Here is a 17,043-nt window from a genome sequence, read left to right on the forward strand (position 1 = left end):
CCTGGCGACCTGCATGATGCCGGTCGCCAGAGTGTCAACCCGGAAGGGCTATTTGGATAACAGATGGCCCATTTTCGCGGCTTTCGTATCCAGGTAATGCGCATTGCTAGGGTTTCTTCCCACAATCAGTGGTACGCGCTCAACAATATTGATACCCGCCTCAGTGAGGATCTCAACCTTGCGCGGGTTATTGGTCAGCAGGCGGACTTCGTGGATGCCCAGCAATTTGAACATATCGGCGCAGAGGGTGAAGTCGCGCTCATCAGCCGCAAAACCTAACTGGTTGTTGGCTTCAACCGTATCAAAGCCTTTATCCTGCAGCGCATAAGCGCGGATCTTGTTCAGCAGACCGATATTACGGCCTTCCTGACGGTGATACAGCAGAATACCGCGCCCCTGCTCAGCAATCTGCGCCAGGGCGGCTTCAAGCTGGAACCCGCAATCGCAACGCAGGCTGAACAATGCATCGCCCGTCAAACACTCAGAATGGACGCGTGACAGCACAGGTTTGCTGTCGGAAATATCGCCAAACACCAGGGCGACATGATCGTGCCCGGTGGCGAGTTCTTCAAAACCAACCATGAGGAAATCCCCCCAAGGCGTGGGCAGATTGGCTTCTGCTACCCGTTTAAGCTGCATGTGACTCTCCAGAAACTTCAGGTGTTGCGCTATCATCAGATATCGCTGTGTCAGTTGCCTGACGCAAACAATTGTGCCTATTTTGCCACAACATATCGCGTGGCAGTTAACACGTTAGAGCGATTGTTTTAATAACGCAGAATTATCACTATAACAATCCTTATGTTATTATTTTTTAAGATAATCTTATAACAAACTCGTGAACATAACGGTTCGAAAGGAAGATAAATGGCAGAGATCCTCAAACGTACCACCCTGGGCATGCTGGTATTGTTGATGATGCCACTCGGGGTGATGCTGTCAGGCTGGCACTGGCAGCCTGTGTCAATGGGATGGGGGCACAAGCTGCTCTTCTGGTTTACCGAAACAGTCACCAGCCCCTGGGGGACGCTGACCAGTGCTATTCTTTGCGGCTGGTTCCTCTGGTGCCTGCGCTTTCGCTGGAAACCCGCGGTATTTCTTCTGGGGATCATTATTGCCACGCTGCTCTCCGGGCAGTACACCAAAAGCCTGATTAAAGAACATGTACAGGAGCCGCGCCCCTATGTTCTGTGGCTGGAGAAAACGTACGGTATTAATGAGCAGCAATTCTATGACCAGAAACGCAAACAGCGCAGTGAGATGGTCAGCGCCGCCGTTGCGGAGAATAGCCAGTTACCTGACTGGCTAAAAAAACACTGGGCATTTGAAACCGGTTTTGCTTTCCCCTCGGGGCATACCATGTTTGCCGCCAGTTGGGCGTTGCTCGGCGTGGGACTGCTGTGGCCACGCAGGCGCTACGTCACTATCGTGTTGCTGATGAGCTGGGCGATAGCGGTAATGGGTAGCCGCCTGGTGCTGGGGATGCACTGGCCGCGTGATTTGGTTTTCGCTACGCTTATCAGCTGGTTATTCATTACCCTCGCAACCTGGCTGGCTCAGCGGTTCTGTGGGCCTCTAACGGTGCCTCCGCAGGAGCAGCAGGAGATAGCGCAGCGGGAAAATGAGGCCTCCTGATTGTAAAGACGGTATCCTGTCCCCATATCTTTTGTTCGGCTCTTTTATGGCTGCCTGATGGCAGGAAGCGCAGGGAAAAGTGATGGGGCGAGGAATAACACGTGACATCAATGCAAGCATCAGACCGATTTTTTTGGCATAATTCATCTGGTTAACACCAGGGTATGGGATGAACTGTGAAATATTTGCTGATTTTTTTAGTGGTCCTGGCGATTTTCGTCATTTCAGTCACGCTGGGCGCGCACAACGACCAGGTAGTGAAGTTTAACTATCTGCTGGCGCAGGGTGAGTTCCGTGTTTCAACGTTGCTGGCTTCACTGTTTGCCGCTGGATTTTTACTGGGCTGGGCGATTTGTGGATTGTTCTGGCTGCGTGTGCGGGTATCACTGGCACATACGCAACGTAAACTTAAACGTCTTCAGCAGCAACTGGGGCAGACAGAGCCATCCGTGACAGCGTCACAGGCACCTGCCGTCAAGGAATAATCATTTATGTTAGAACTGCTGTTTCTGTTACTTCCCATTGCTGCCGCCTATGGCTGGTATATGGGGCGCAGAAGTGCGCAACAGGATAAGCAACAGGAAGCCAGCCGCCTGTCGCGTGACTATGTGACCGGGGTGAACTTCCTGCTCTCTAACCAGCAGGACAAAGCCGTCGACCTGTTTCTCGATATGTTAAAAGAGGACAGTGGCACGGTGGAAGCGCACCTGACACTGGGCAATCTGTTCCGCTCCCGAGGTGAAGTCGATCGCGCTATACGCATTCACCAGGCACTGATGGAAAGCGCCTCCCTCACTTACGACCAGCGCCTGCTGGCGATCCAACAGCTGGGCCGCGATTATATGGCTGCGGGGTTCTACGATCGCGCTGAACAGATGTTCGGTCAGCTGGTGGACGAAACGGATTTCCGCATCAGCGCCTTGCAGCAACTGCTGATTATCCACCAGGCCACCAGTGACTGGCCGAATGCCATTGAAGTGGCTGAACGACTGGTGAAACAGGGCAAAGATCGCCTGAAGATGGAAATCGCGCATTTCTACTGTGAGCTGGCCTTGCAGGCTATCAGCAGTGATGATCTCGATCGTGCCATGAATCTGCTGAAGAAAGGGGAGTCAGCCGACCGCAACAGTGCCCGCGTCTCCATTATGATGGGCCGCATCCATATGGCGAAGAATGAGTTTGCCAAAGCCGTGGTGCATTTGCAGCGGGTAATCGAACAGGATAAAGAGTTGGTCAGTGAAACGCTTGAGATGCTGGAAGGCTGTTATGAACATCTTAATCAGCCTCAGGCCTGGTCCGAATACCTTAAACGCTGCGTGGAAGAAAATACCGGTGCTGCAGCCGAACTCTACCTGGCGGGGATCCTTGACCGTGAAGAGGGCGCCGAGGTTGCACAAACTTATATTACCCGCCAGCTTCAGCGCCATCCAACGATGCGTGTTTTCCATCGGCTGATGGATTTCAACTTGCAGGAAGCCGAGGATGGCCGTGCGAAAGATAGCCTGATGGTGCTGCGCGATATGGTCGGCGAGCAGATCCGAACCAAACCTCGTTATCGGTGCCACAAGTGCGGCTTTACGGCTCATGCGCTTTACTGGCATTGCCCGTCGTGCCGTGCCTGGTCCTCCGTTAAACCTATTCGTGGTCTTGACGGCCAGTAATACGTGGGCGTTACGGCTTACTTCACCCCGCATTAGTTACAACATACTAATGGCGCGAAAAAAAAACGATGCCAGCACCACCGAGCTCTTTTTTTTCTACAGGATAAAAGGCGAAAAGGCATAGCCGGGGAGGTTGGCTATGCCGGGGTTGTGCAGGGTACGCGTGTGGATTACACGGTCAGCACATTGTCACAAGGTTCACCTTTCTCAAGGCGGCGCAGATTTTCCAGCGTGGTCTCAGAAATACTGGTCAGGGCCTCCGCAGTCAGGAAAGCCTGGTGGCCGGTAAACAGGACGTTATGGCAGGCTGATAAACGACGGAACACATCATCCTGGATCACGTCGTTAGATTTATCCTCAAAGAACAAATCACGTTCGTTTTCGTAAACATCCATGCCCAGTGCGCCGATTTTTTGCTGCTTCAGCGCCTCAATGGCTGCCTGGGAATCAATCAGAGCACCCCGGCTGGTGTTGATCACCATGACGCCATCTTTCATCTGTGCAAACGCACTGCTGTTCAGCAGGTGATGATTATCCGCCGTCAGTGGACAGTGCAGGGTGATGACATCGGACTGGCTAAACAGCGTTTTAATGTCGACATATTCCGCACCCAGTTCCAGTGCCTGCGGGCTTGGATAAGGGTCGAACGCCAGCAGACGCATACCGAAGCCTTTCAGAATACGCATCGCAGCGATACCAATTTTCCCGGTGCCGATCACCCCGGCGGTACGTCCGTGCATGTTGAAACCAATCAGCCCTTCGAGGGAGAAGTTCGCATCACGCGTACGCTGGTAGGCGCGATGAATACGGCGGTTCAGGGTCATCATCATGCCGACCGCATGTTCAGCCACCGCTTCCGGTGAGTAGGCAGGAACACGTACCACCTGAATACCCAGTTCACGCGCCGCGTCGAGATCGACGTTATTGAAACCCGCGCAGCGCAGCGCAACAAACTTCACGCCCAGTTCGGCCAGCTCCTCTAACACCTTGCGGCTGCCGTCATCGTTGACGAAAATGCAAACGCCATCGCAGCCCACGGCGTTTTTCGCCGTACGTTCACTCAACAAAAAGTCGAAAAACTCCAGTTCAAAACCAAAGTCCTCATTGACCTGTGTGAGGTATTTCCGGTCATACTGCTTGGTGCTATATACCGCAAGTTTCATCGCCTTTTCCTTTCGCCGTGCGTCAGTGATAAAGCAGTGTAACAATAATTTATCCCTACGCGGGAGAGGACCGCTGTTTAGCTGGTGTTAAAAGCAGCGAATCGATTGATTACAGGCGAAAAACTTCACCCTTCAGGGATTCCATGCCATCATTCAGGGATAATCACGGAATGAACAGGATGTCACCGCCATGAATCGGGGCTGGAAAATAGCGCTTGCTGTGCTGATGGCAGTTATCCTGCTGCTGACCGGCATACTTCTTACTGTTACCCAGTGGCTGCCGCGACTGGCCGGCCTATGGCTGCCCGCAAAAACTTCCGTCGTCCTTGACGGTAACCCCGGCTGGCATCAGGGCGCGTTACGCCTGCCGGGTGTGCATTATCGGGTGGGAGACTGCGAGCTGGCGAGCGTAAAAGGCGTGGCGCTCAGTTACCACCAGAGCCGCTGGCAACTGATTGTCGATGACGCCACCGTGGATACTTCATGCGCAGCTAACCTTACCAGTGCCGACAATCACGATGCACCACGTACGTTGGCAGAATGGCAGCAGATGCTTCCCGCCGCCAACGTCACTCTCCGGCAACTCACAATTACGCCCTGGCAGAACTGGGCCGGGCAGCTTCAGCTTAATCTCGACCCTCAACGTCAGCACCTGCACTATCAGGGAAAAAACCTGTCACTGGATGCCGAACTCAACGGACAGCAGCTGACGCTCACATCATTGAACATTCAGGCACCTGGCGTGCCGAAGCCCGTGAGCCTGAGCGGCACGCTGACGTTACCGCGCATCCCTGACTCCTTACCTGAAGGTGGTGCATTACAGGGCGATTTGGCGCTGGATAGTGTCCCTGAACCGCTGCATCTGCGCCTTGACTGGCAGCAGCAGGTCGGCACGTTGGTCGTGACCGCGAAGGATCAAAAACAACCGCTGTTAACGCTGCCCTGGAACATCACTCGTGAGAACATCGTGGTGCAACAGGGGCAGTGGAACTGGCCCTGGGCGGTGCAACCGCTTTCTGGTGGTTTCGCGCTGACGGCAAAAGGCTGGCAGCAGGGGTTACCCGCCACGGAACTAAACGGCCGCTTTAATATGCTGACCGAGGGACGTGGCGGGAAAGGTAATGTGGTATTAACGCTGGGACCGGGAAATCTGGACTGGCAGAACAGTCAGCTGCCGTTCCGGCTGACAGGAGAGACCAAACTCGACAGCCTGCAATTCTTTGCCGGCTTGCCGGGAGAGTTACGTGGGCCGATGCTTGACCCACAGATAGTGATGCGGCCGGGTGCATTACTGCGTATGAAAGGGCGGTTGCTCTCCACCCTGGAAGTGGATGAAGCACGCTGGCCGCTGGCGGGCGTCTCGCTTTCTTCTGCCGGTATTGATGGGCGCCTACAGGCGATCCTCAGTGCTCATGATCGCGAAATGGGGCGGTTTCGCCTGCATCTGGACGGACGGGCCAGTGACTTCTGGCCGGACAAAGGCACGTGGTTATGGCGTTACTGGGGGGATGGTTATCTGGCCCCGCTGAACGCAAAATGGGATGTCAAAGGTCAGGGACGCTGGCAGGATCGGTTGATTGAATTAACCTCGCTGTCGACCGGGTTTGATCATCTTGCCTATGGCAGCGTCACGATGGATGCCCCACGATTAACGCTGGACCAGCCTGTTCGCTGGCAACGTGACCCTGAGTCACCCTCATTCAACGGGCAATTAAGCCTGAACGCCAGGGAGACGCACTTCAGTAGCGGCGGCTATTTGCCCCCATCGACCCTGACACTGACTGTCAAAGGGCGCGACCCGGAGGCGTTTCTGTACAAGGGGAGTTTGCAGGCGAAGAAAATTGGCCCGGTTCAGGTACGGGGCCGCTGGGATGGAGAACGTCTGCGTGGTCAAATGTGGTGGCCGGAACAGCCATTAAACGTGTTTCAGCCGCTGATCAGTCCGGAGCTGAAACTGGCGATTCAGGGGGGCATGTTAAAAGCTCAGGTGGCTTTCTCTGCGGCCAGCGATCAGGGGCTGAAAGCCGGTGGTCACTGGCTGGTGAGCAATGGCAGCGTGCTACTGCCGGATAATGAATTTGAGGGTATCGACTTCTCGCTACCTTTCCGCCTGGAATCTCATCGCTGGTATTTCGGCGCTCACGGGCCCGTATCATTACGGATAAAAAAGATTAACAACCAGTTTGCGATGCACAATGTCACGGCCGATCTTCAGGGCTGGTATCCCTGGAGTGACAGGCAGCCGCTCACACTGAGTAACGTGAACCTTGAGCTGCTCGGCGGGCAGTTGAGTATGGCCAGCTTGCAGATGCCACAAACGGAGGCAGCCACGATCCATGTCACGCATCTGAGCTTGTCCGAACTGGTCACCACCATGAAGCTTAAACAGCTGGCCATGTCGGGCTACATCAATGGTGCGTTGCCGCTGTGGCTGAATAATTCACACTGGCTGGTGAAAGAGGGCTGGGTTGCTAACAGCGGGCCACTCACCGTGCGTATGGATAAAGACATGGCCGATGCCATCAGTCGTAATAATTTTGCCGCCGGGGCTGCCATCGACTGGCTGCGTTATATGGAAATCTCCCGAAGCTGGGCAACAATCGATCTCGATAATTTAGGCGTGATGAACATGACCGCTAAAGTCGATGGCACCAGCCGTTTCAGCAACAGAAATCAACGCGTATCGCTGAACTACAGCCAGCAGGAAAATTTGTTCCAACTGTGGCGCAGTCTGCGCTTTGGCGATAACCTGCAATCTTGGGTGGAACAGAATGCCACCTTGCCGTCGCAAAAGGAAAACAGTGATGAAACCCCTCAGTAGCCTTTGGATAACGGGTGGAACGATGCTGCTTTGCGGGTGTATCCCGCGCATTGAAGTGGCCGCCCCAAAAGAGCCGATCACCATTAATATGAATGTAAAAATCGAGCATGAAATTCATATCAAAGTGGATAAGGACGTTGAAGCGTTATTAAAAACCCAGAGTGGTCTGTTCTGAGGACGGGGCATATGAAACGACTTAACTGCGGTATATTGCTGGGTTGTTTGCTGCTGTCACCTGCTGTGATGGCGCTGACGCTGGATGAAGCCCGCCAACAGGGACGTGTGGGTGAAACGCTGAATGGCTACATTGCGGCGGTTCAGCAGGATGCGGAAACCCTCACGCTGGTTAAACAGATTAATGAGGGGCGTACACGTCAATATCAGCTGCTGGCGCAGCAAAATAATATGACCACGCGCGACGTTGCCAGTATTGCGGGTTCCAAACTGGTTGAGAGAGCGAAATCAGGGGAATATGTACGAGGAATAAACGGTCAGTGGTTGAAGAAGTAGCGGCGGCACCGACACAGTGCCACCGCGCAGGTTGAGGAGGGTTAGCTCAACCTGTTTTTTCGGGTAATCAGGCCGTCACGATCTGAGAAATCACCGCTTTCGCATCGCTGGCGGCTTTCGCTGCCACTTCAGGACCGTAACCGATACCTTCCGCAAACACGAACTGCACGTCAGTCAGACCCAGGAAGCCAAGGAACAGGGTCAGGTAAGGGGTCAGCAGGTCGCTTGGGGTGTCTTTATGGATACCACCACGGCTTGACAGAACCACGACTTTTTTGCCTTTGATCAGGCCTTCAGGACCCTGTTCGGTGTAACGGAACGTCACGCCAGCACGGGCCACCAGGTCGAAGTAGTTCTTCAGCTGAGTGGGGATATTGAAGTTGTACATTGGCGCCGTGATCACGATGGTGTCATGGGCCTGCAGTTCAGCAATCAGTTCGTTGGACAGATCCAGCGCTTCCTGCTGACGCGGGGTCAGTGCGGCATCGGATGGACGCAGTGCGCCAACCAGCTCACCGTCCAGTACCGGGATTGGGTTAGCGGCCAGATCGCGCTCGGTCACTTCATCGCCAGGGTGGGCCGCTTTCCATTCGGAAACCAGGTGGTCTGCCAGCTGGCCAGACTGTGAATAACCAGCAAGAATACTTGATTTCAGTACTAATACTTTGCTCATGGTTCTTTTTTCCTGTTTTGTCACGCGGATCACATACCGCTCAATAAGGAACACTTTACGGATAAATTGCCGACAGTGTAAGTGCGAGTTTTCGATATCAATGTTCGAAAATATTGAATAAGACGCGCCGGGCAATTAAAACCCTAAGTGCTTGTCTGTGTTACACTACGCAAAATTCTTATCCCCTGTTTAATCCATGTCGCCCAATGTCACGGCGACAAAGCGAGCTTTACTACCATGTCTGATACGCCACAATCTGCCCTGACGCCTCTTTATTCGCGGCTGGATTCGCTGATGCTGCGCGACCGCCAGCGTCTGCAGCGCCGCCTTCAGGGGGCAAAAAAAATTAAAAATCCAACGGCGCTGAATGCGCTGATTGAGGAACTGAGTGGTGATATTGCGGCCTCAGAATTGCGGGTCAGTGCACGTCTTGCCGCCAGGCCAACTATCCGCTACCCGGAAAATTTACCCGTTAGCCAGAAGAAACAGGATATTGCTGACGCGATCCGCGATCACCAGGTGGTGATTGTGGCGGGGGAAACCGGTTCAGGTAAAACCACGCAGTTGCCGAAGATTTGCATGGAGCTGGGACGCGGTATTCGCGGGCTGATTGGTCACACCCAGCCGCGCCGCCTGGCAGCGCGTACCGTGGCCGATCGTATCGCCGCCGAACTGGAAACCTCGCTGGGTGGCTGTGTGGGTTACAAGGTGCGATTCAACGATCAGGTTGGCGACACCACGCAGGTCAAACTGATGACCGACGGCATACTGCTGGCTGAAATTCAGCAGGATCGCCTGCTGATGCAGTACGACACCATCATCATCGATGAAGCGCACGAGCGCAGCCTGAATATCGATTTTCTGTTGGGCTATCTGCGCGAGCTGCTGCCAAAACGCCCTGATCTGAAAGTGATCATCACGTCAGCGACCATCGACCCGCAGCGTTTTTCCCGACATTTCCACAACGCACCCGTGATTGAAGTTTCTGGCCGCACTTACCCGGTGGAAGTACGCTACCGCCCGGTGGTGGAAGATGCTGACGATACTGACCGCGATCAGCTTCAGGCTATTTTTGATGCGGTGGATGAACTGGGCAGAGAGAGTCGTGGCGATATCCTGATTTTCATGAGCGGCGAACGCGAAATTCGCGACACCGCTGATGCCCTGATGAAACGCGACCTGCCGCACACTGAGGTATTACCGCTCTACGCGCGTCTGTCGAATGCAGAACAGAACCGTGTGTTCCAGTCCCACGTTGGACGGCGCATTGTGCTGGCCACTAACGTAGCCGAAACGTCACTGACGGTGCCGGGCATTAAATATGTGATTGACCCGGGTACGGCGCGTATTAGCCGCTATAGCTTCCGTACTAAAGTGCAGCGTTTGCCGATTGAGCCGATATCACAGGCGTCAGCCAATCAGCGTAAAGGGCGTTGCGGGCGCGTATCCGAAGGGATCTGTATTCGTCTGTATGATGAAAATGATTTCCTCAGCCGTCCGGCCTTCACCGATCCGGAAATTCTGCGTACCAACCTGGCCTCCGTCATCCTGCAAATGACTGCGCTGGGGCTGGGTGATATTGCCGCCTTCCCGTTTGTGGAAGCCCCTGACCAACGCAATATTCAGGACGGTGTGCGCCTGCTGGAAGAGCTGGGTGCGATCACTCTGAATGAGAGCCAGCACTATCAGCTGACGACGTCGGGTCGTGCGCTGGCCCAACTCCCGGTTGACCCGCGTCTGGCAAAAATGGTGCTGGAAGCCCAGAAATATGGCTGCGTGCGTGAAGTGATGATCATTACCGCCGCGCTGTCGATTCAGGACCCGCGTGAACGTCCGGCCGAGAAAAAGCAGGCATCAGACGAAAAGCACCAGCGATTTGCCGATAAAGACTCTGATTTCATCGCCTTTGTTAACCTGTGGAACTACGTGCAGGAGCAGCAGAAAGCGCTGTCTTCCAGCCATTTCCGTCGTCAGTGTAAAACGGACTACCTGAACTACCTGCGGGTGCGCGAATGGCAGGACATCTACACGCAACTGCGTCAGGTGGTGCGTGAACTGGGGCTGCCAGTGAACAGTGCTCCCGCTGAAATTCGCGAGATCCATACTGCGCTACTCACCGGATTACTGTCTCATATTGGCCAGAAAGACGCTGATAAACAGGAGTTTACCGGTGCGCGTAATGCGCGTTTCGCCATTTTCCCTGGCTCTGGCCTGTTTAAGAAGCCGCCCAAGTGGACGATGGTGGCCGAACTGGTAGAAACCAGCCGCCTGTGGGGGCGCATTGCTGCCCGTATTGAGCCGGAGTGGATAGAGCCGGTGGCACAGCATCTGCTCAAACGCAGCTACAGTGAACCGCACTGGGAAAAAGGCCAGGGCGCGGTGATGGCCAATGAAAAAGTGACGCTTTACGGGCTGCCGATTGTCGCGGCGCGCAAGGTGAATTACGGCCAGATTGATCCGGTGCTGTCGCGTGAGCTGTTTATCCGTCATGCGCTGGTCGAAGGCGACTGGCAAACGCGCCATGCGTTCTTCAAGGCCAACCTCAAGCTGCGCACGGAAGTGGAAGAGCTGGAGCACAAATCCCGCCGCCGCGACATTCTGGTTGACGACGAAACGCTGTTTGATTTTTACGACCAGCGCATCAGCCACGAGGTGGTCTCTGCCCGGCATTTTGACAGCTGGTGGCGAACCGTCAGTCGCGAAGAGCCGGACCGCCTTAATTTCGCCCGCGAGATGTTGATCAAGCAGGGCGCGGAGAACGTCAGTAAGCTCGACTATCCGAACTTCTGGCATCAGGGCAACCTGAAGCTGCGTCTGAGCTATCAGTTTGAACCGGGTGCCGACGCGGATGGCGTCACGGTTTATGTTCCGCTGCCGCTGCTCAATCAGGTTGAAGAGAAGGGCTTTGAGTGGCAGATCCCGGGCGTGCGTCGGGAACTGGTGATTGCGCTGATCAAATCACTGCCTAAACCGCTGCGTCGTAACTTTGTCCCGGCGCCCAATTACGCTGAAGCATTTCTCGGACGAGCCACGCCGCTGGAGCTGCCGCTGCTGGAGTCGATGGAACGTGAGTTCCGCCGCATGTCGGGCGTCACGCTGGATCGCGAAGCCTGGCAATGGGAACAGGTGCCCGATCATCTTAAAATTACCTTCCGCATTATTGACGAAAATAACCACAAACTGGCCGAAGGCAAAGATCTCTCTGCGCTGAAACTCCAGCTCAAAGGTAAGGTTCAGGAAACGCTGTCTAAAGTGGCCGATGACGGACTGGAACAGAATGGGCTGCATATCTGGAGCTTTGGCGATCTGCCGGACCATTTCGAGCAGAAGCGCGGCAATTACAGTGTGAAAGCCTGGCCTGCGCTGGTGGATGAGAAAGACAGCGTGGCGATCCGCCTGTTTGACTCTCAGCACGAACAGCAAAAAGCGATGTGGCGCGGGCAGCGGCGTTTACTGCTGCTGAATATTCCCTCACCGATTAAGTATCTGCACGAAAAATTACCGAATAAAGCCAAGCTGGGGCTGTATTTTAACCCTTACGGTAAGGTGCTGGATTTAATTGATGACTGTATTGCCTGTGGGGTCGATAAACTGATCGCTGAGTCGGGTGGCCCAAGCTGGCAGGAACAGGGATACGCGAAGCTGCATGATAAAGTGCGTGCTGAACTGAACGACACAGTAGTAGCCATCGCCAAAAAGGTCGAGCAGATCCTGACCTCGGTATTCAATATCAATAAACGTCTGAAAGGGCGCGTCGATATCACGATGGCGCTGGCGCTGTCGGATATCAAAGCGCAAATGAGTGGCCTGGTGTATCGCGGCTTCGTGACGGGCAACGGCTGGAAGCGCCTGGCTGATACCTTACGTTATTTACAGGCGATTGAACGCCGTATGGAAAAGCTGGCGGTTGATCCGCACAGCGATCGTGCGCGTATGCTTAAAGTCGAATCCGTTCAGCAGGCGTGGACACAGTGGTTCAACAAGCTGCCGCCGGAACGTAAAGATGATGAGGATGTGCAGGATATCCGCTGGATGATTGAAGAGCTGCGTGTCAGCTTCTTTGCTCAACAGTTAGGGACGCCTTTCCCTATCTCGGAAAAACGTATCCTACAGGCGATGGAGCAAGTGACGTTGTAACGAGGTGTTGAGTAATCATTACCCTGCCAGCCGGTTCATGCTGGCAGGGACAACGTTATAAATCGGTATTACTCTCCTGCTGGGAAGCGATACGTTGCGTATCGCCGCGATATTTTTCCACCAGCGCAGCGGCAATGGCCTCGGTTTCTGCATCGGCGATGCCGCTGTAATCAGACGGACGAAAGTGCATCTGAAACACCGCAATGACCTGTCGGGTAGTGGCATCCATGACGCCCGTTTGTGGGATTGAATAACCATAACGGGCCAGATAAGCCTGAATTTTAACGGGTGAACCGGTATCACTGGGTGCACGGCCCGCCAGAAACTGCTGTACGGTGCTGCTGTCCGGCCAGGCACCGATACCTTCATCGGCTAACTGTTTCCACGGAAAGAGTGGGCCAGGATCAACTTTTCGTGTGGGGGCCACATCGCTGTGACCGAGCACGTTATCCGGCGTAATATCATAGCGTTTGATGATATCGCTGGCGAGGCGGGCAAGCAGTTTGATTTGCCTGGCATCCCACGCATACCATTCCCGCTCCATTAAATTCTGTTCATAGCCCAGATTCACATTTTCGACGCCAATAGAGCTGTCATTCAGGTTCGTGCGACCATTCCAGGCGCTGACACCGGCATGCCATGCGCGCTTATCTTCGGCAACCAATTGATAAATCGTATTTTTTCTCAGTAACGGGTTGTTGGCAGAGGGCACGAGATAATGTGCACTGACATTACCCTGGGTGAGCAGACGCATTGAGTCAGTATCATTGGCGGCGGTGTAATGCAGGATCAGAAATCGCACACGCTCATTCTGGCTTTGGGAAGGGTGTTGTATGTTAACCAGATAACCCGTCCGTTGGAGCGGATTACCTGATTGCGGAAGACTTTGGTTTTTGGTGCAGCCTGCGATGAAGAAAATCAGGCTCATCAACGCTATTTTTTTCATACCTCATCCTTGAACACTGAAAAGTCAGTGACATTATCGACGAGGGACTTAAATAGAAATATCCACTAAATAGCGATAAAAACGGCGATGCTATGCCAGCGCATTTTTTACCGTGTCATCCTTATTGTGCCAGTGCTTCCAGGCTGTCACGAAATGCGGTCACAGCAATGGCCCGGTTATCCGCCAGATAACGATCTTTGGGCGCCGGGGCCGAACTCTGCACCGCGATCAGCTGCCAGTTGCCATCAACCTTTAACAATAACGGTGAACCGCTGTCACCCGGTAACGTATCACACTGATGTGAAAGCACATTTTTTTGCGCCCAACCGGTGATCAGACAGTCGTTGTGAGAGTAGAGCGTATCGAGATGGTCTTCCGGATAACCCGCCTGTGTGACGCGGCGACCTGTCATTTTTAACGCGGCAGTGAGATCTTTGCGCGACCCGGAAAACAATGGAATAGGGACAATCCCGGAAGGGGGATTACGCAGAATAATCAAGCCAAAATCATAAGGCGCAGCGGAAGCCGGGACAATCCAGCCATCACCATCAGCCTTCAGTTTTTTCCCCAGGGCCGGATCAACACGCGCTTCAATATCGTGGATCTCATAACGCCAGCTGCCGTTATCACTGGAGATAAAACGCAGGGCAACGGCTTTGTCGGGTTTTCCCGGTGGGGCAAGCAGGCAGTGTCCGGCGGTCAGCGCCAGATGAGGAGCAATCAGCGTCGCGCTGCACAGGTTGCCGCTTTCAGTTTCCAGCTGGCCAATGGCTTCCCAGGGTACAGAAGCTGTCTCGCTGACGGGCTGGCGGTCATCTTTACCAAAAAACAGTGTTTGCGTGTCAGCGTCGCTCCGCTCGGGATCTTCGGCATGGGTGTAACAGGACACGGTAAGGAAACCTATCAATAACACAGCGGTCAGACGCATATTTTTCTCAGGCTGGAAAAACGTTGATATCAGTGATTATGCTAGTGCAGTAACTATAGACGGATAGTGCTGGAAAAGGGAGATTAATTTGGAATATCAGCACGCTACAGCAACCCTGATTACAGGTAAAAGCTGGCGGCTACCAGGCCACATAAGATCATCACAGCCAGAATGATTTCGAATAAATAGCGACGAACCATCATCCGAAACTCCTTAAAGAAACACCCGGCAGAACCGGGTGTTTGAGTGAACTAATGTACGTGAGGTATAATACCCCGGCCGTCAGTCATTACGCTTTAGGAGCGGCTTTCTTCACTGCTTTGTGGTGTTTTTTAGCAGCCTGGGCTTTCTGAGCAGCAGGTTTGGTTGCTGCTTTATGGTGCTTTTTAGCAGCCTGAGCTTTCTGAGCTACAGGTTTGGTTGCTGCTTTGTGGTGTTTTTTAGCAGCCTGAGCTTTCTGAGCTACAGGTTTTTTAGCCGCTTTGTGGTGCTTTTTAGCCGCCTGAGCTTTCTGTGCAGCTGCTTTTTTCGCTTTGTGGTGCTTTTTAGCGGCCTGGGCTTTCTGCACAGCCGCTTTCTTGTGTTTTTTCACATGCTTAACAGACGCTTTCACTGGTGCTGGAGCAGCGGTGGTGTTGGTAGCAGCAGCCACAGTCGGTGCAGCGGTGGTAGCTGGAGCAGCCGTTGTTTCAGCCGCGAAAGCAACAGAAGACAGACCCATTGTAGCAGCGACAACCAGAGCAAATAATTTTTTCATTGCAAAACCCTCAAGGTGTTTTTAGTTCAGGTGTCAGCCCACTCTGGGGCCGGTGAAAAGACTATAAGGGAATCAGTGAGGGCTTTCCGTGAGTGATTGGTATCGGCGTGTAACCGATTGTACAAGAGGGGCGATACGCAGAAAAAGGTCGAGGCATGCCTCGACCAGGGGTAGAAACGCGCAGGGGTCAGGCATGCCTCGACCAGGGGCAGAAACGTGTAGGGGTCAGGCACGCCTCGACCAGGGGTAGAAACGTGTAGGGGTCAGGCATGCCTCGGCCAGGGGCAGGAACGTGTAGGGGTCAGGCACGCCTGACCCACAGGCAGGTTACTTCAAATAACGGCTTTCCAGGTGCTGGCGGAAATAGTGCGGATTCAGATCTTCCCCGGTGGCATTTTCAATCAACTGGCGGGTGCTGAAACGGCTGCCATGCTGCCAGATATTCTGCTGTAACCAGTCAAACACCGGCTGGAGGTCACCCTGACGGATCTGTTCATCAACCTGCGGGATCGCCCGCTTCACGGCCTGGAACAACTGTGCAGCATACATCGCGCCCAGTGTATACGTTGGGAAGTAACCGAATGCACCGTCCGTCCAGTGAATATCCTGCATACAACCGTCACGGTAATTGCCACGCGTATCCAGGCCCAGCCAGGCCAGCATTTTCTCGTCCCACAGCGCCGGGATATCCTCGACTTCAATCTCGCCGCTAATGAGGGCACGTTCAATTTCATAGCGCAGAATAATGTGTGCCGGATAGCTGACCTCATCGGCATCCACGCGGATCAACCCAGGCTTCACACGCTGGTTCAGAGCAATAAAGTTCGCTTCATTGAGTTCCGGGCGGTCGCCCAGCAGCAACTGTACCTGCGGGCGGATCAGGCTGAGGAATTCAGGGCTGCGGCCGAGCTGCTTTTCAAAGAACAGGCTTTGCGATTCGTGAATGGCGGTTGATCGCGCCAGCGCCACGGGTTGATTGGCCCACTGCTTAGGCAGATTTTGCTCGTAGCGCGCGTGCCCGGTTTCATGGATAACTCCCATCATGGCGCTGATAAACTCGGCTTCGTTATAGCGCGTGGTGATACGGACATCCTCGGGTACGCCACCACAGAAGGGATGCGCACTGATATCAAGGCGCCCGGCGTTAAAATCAAAACCCAACTGTTGCATAATCGCCAGACCCAGCTGTTGCTGTGATGCCTGGGGGAAAGGCCCTTCAGGGCGATCGACAATTTCGCCAGCCTGCTGTTCAACGATCTGCTGTAACAGATTCGGCAGCCACTGCTTCAGGTCACCAAAGGTTTTATCCAGTTTGGCGCTGGTCATACCGGGTTCGAACACATCCAGCAGGGCATCGTAACGCGATTTTCCACTGGCCTGAGCGCGGATTTCAGCCTCCTCACGGCTCAGCTTTACCACTTCTTTCAGATTGGCGGAAAACCCGGTCCAGTCATTGGCCGGACGCTGCTGGCGCCAGGCATGTTCACAGCGCGATCCCACAATAGACTTGGCTTCTACCAATGAAGCCGGCAGCAACGAGGCCTGCTGCCAGGCGCGCTGCATTTCAGCCAGGTTGGCCTGTGCCACATCATCCAGATCTTCCTGCTGTGCCTGTTGCAGCCAGACACCCACCTCTTTCGCGGTGAGGATTTCATGGCGCAGGACGCTCAGCTCCGCCAGCGCTTCACCGCGCGCGCGGCTGCCGCCCGCGGGCATCATGGTCATCATATCCCAGCCTGCAATGGCCGACAGATGGCCGAAGCGGGAAAGGCGCTGGAAGGTACGTGTCAGGTGAGCATAGGAAGAAGACAT

General features: G+C 54.2%; 14 protein-coding genes. 7 read left to right on the forward strand and 7 right to left on the reverse strand.

Translation table 11 applies throughout. From position 1 onward, the window contains the following. Nucleotides 1-48: 48 nt before the first annotated feature. Nucleotides 49-639, reverse strand: coding sequence for a GTP cyclohydrolase II (gene ribA / locus HHI26_RS01035; RefSeq protein ID WP_159336561.1), 591 nt, complete (start codon nt 637-639; stop codon nt 49-51). Between the two features lie 228 nt (nt 640-867). Here ribA and pgpB point away from each other — a divergent pair, with 228 nt between their 5' ends. The 3 genes from pgpB to lapB all read left to right on the forward strand — a co-directional run bounded on the left by pgpB (nt 868) and on the right by lapB (nt 3,296). Beyond that, nucleotides 868-1,635 carry a phosphatidylglycerophosphatase B gene (gene pgpB / locus HHI26_RS01040; protein ID WP_133841914.1) on the forward strand — a complete coding sequence of 256 codons (768 nt, stop codon included), beginning with the start codon at nt 868-870 and terminating at the stop codon, nt 1,633-1,635. A 176-nt stretch (nt 1,636-1,811) separates the two neighbouring features. After that, nucleotides 1,812-2,120, forward strand: a complete 309-nt coding sequence (locus tag HHI26_RS01045; protein ID WP_133841915.1) for a LapA family protein — start codon at nt 1,812-1,814, stop codon at nt 2,118-2,120. 6 nt (nt 2,121-2,126) lie between these two features. Then, nucleotides 2,127-3,296, forward strand: a complete 1,170-nt coding sequence (gene lapB, locus HHI26_RS01050; protein WP_133841916.1) for a lipopolysaccharide assembly protein LapB — start codon at nt 2,127-2,129, stop codon at nt 3,294-3,296. Nucleotides 3,297-3,466: 170 nt separating this feature from the next. On the opposite strand, the gene HHI26_RS01055 is transcribed toward lapB, so the two are convergent. Beyond that, nucleotides 3,467-4,459 (reverse strand): 2-hydroxyacid dehydrogenase, encoded by a 993-nt coding sequence (locus HHI26_RS01055; protein ID WP_133841917.1) that lies wholly within the window; start codon nt 4,457-4,459, stop codon nt 3,467-3,469. Nucleotides 4,460-4,649: 190 nt separating this feature from the next. Here HHI26_RS01055 and HHI26_RS01060 point away from each other — a divergent pair, with 190 nt between their 5' ends. From HHI26_RS01060 to HHI26_RS01070, 3 genes are read left to right on the forward strand one after another with little or no spacing between them, the layout of a single operon-like run. After that, entirely contained in the window at nt 4,650-7,280 is a 2,631-nt protein-coding gene (locus HHI26_RS01060) for a YdbH family protein (RefSeq protein WP_159336562.1), read from the forward strand. Beyond that, entirely contained in the window at nt 7,264-7,455 is a 192-nt protein-coding gene (locus HHI26_RS01065) for a YnbE family lipoprotein (protein WP_133841919.1), read from the forward strand. Before HHI26_RS01060 ends, HHI26_RS01065 begins: the two co-directional genes overlap by 17 nt. A gap of 11 nt (nt 7,456-7,466) precedes the next feature. Further along, nucleotides 7,467-7,790: a YdbL family protein gene (locus HHI26_RS01070; protein ID WP_133841920.1), complete on the forward strand. Its 324-nt coding sequence runs from the start codon at nt 7,467-7,469 to the stop codon at nt 7,788-7,790. A gap of 67 nt (nt 7,791-7,857) precedes the next feature. On the opposite strand, the gene HHI26_RS01075 is transcribed toward HHI26_RS01070, so the two are convergent. After that, nucleotides 7,858-8,463 carry an FMN-dependent NADH-azoreductase gene (locus tag HHI26_RS01075; RefSeq protein WP_133841921.1) on the reverse strand — a complete coding sequence of 202 codons (606 nt, stop codon included), beginning with the start codon at nt 8,461-8,463 and terminating at the stop codon, nt 7,858-7,860. Between the two features lie 237 nt (nt 8,464-8,700). On the opposite strand from HHI26_RS01075, the gene hrpA reads away from it, so the two are divergent. Next, the gene (hrpA, locus tag HHI26_RS01080) at nt 8,701-12,600 is read left to right on the forward strand and encodes an ATP-dependent RNA helicase HrpA (RefSeq protein WP_171148413.1); all 3,900 of its coding nucleotides are present in this window, start codon (nt 8,701-8,703) and stop codon (nt 12,598-12,600) included. 55 nt (nt 12,601-12,655) lie between these two features. Here hrpA and HHI26_RS01085 read toward each other — a convergent pair whose 3' ends face one another. The 4 genes from HHI26_RS01085 to HHI26_RS01100 form a co-directional block, all read right to left on the reverse strand. Beyond that, nucleotides 12,656-13,546, reverse strand: a complete 891-nt coding sequence (locus HHI26_RS01085) for an N-acetylmuramoyl-L-alanine amidase (protein WP_171148414.1) — start codon at nt 13,544-13,546, stop codon at nt 12,656-12,658. Between the two features lie 121 nt (nt 13,547-13,667). Continuing rightward, complete coding sequence (locus tag HHI26_RS01090) at nt 13,668-14,474, reverse strand: serine protease (RefSeq protein WP_159336566.1); 807 nt, start codon at nt 14,472-14,474, stop codon at nt 13,668-13,670. A 289-nt stretch (nt 14,475-14,763) separates the two neighbouring features. Further along, a complete protein-coding gene (gene asr, locus HHI26_RS01095; RefSeq protein WP_171148415.1) occupies nt 14,764-15,231 on the reverse strand; it encodes an acid resistance repetitive basic protein Asr in 468 nt (155 codons plus the stop codon). 327 nt (nt 15,232-15,558) lie between these two features. After that, nucleotides 15,559-17,043 (reverse strand): carboxypeptidase M32, encoded by a 1,485-nt coding sequence (locus tag HHI26_RS01100; RefSeq protein ID WP_167863806.1) that lies wholly within the window; start codon nt 17,041-17,043, stop codon nt 15,559-15,561.

It is taken from the genome of Erwinia sp. JH02, from assembly GCF_013074405.1.
In the GTDB taxonomy this organism is placed as follows: Bacteria; Pseudomonadota; Gammaproteobacteria; order Enterobacterales; family Enterobacteriaceae; genus Erwinia; species Erwinia rhapontici.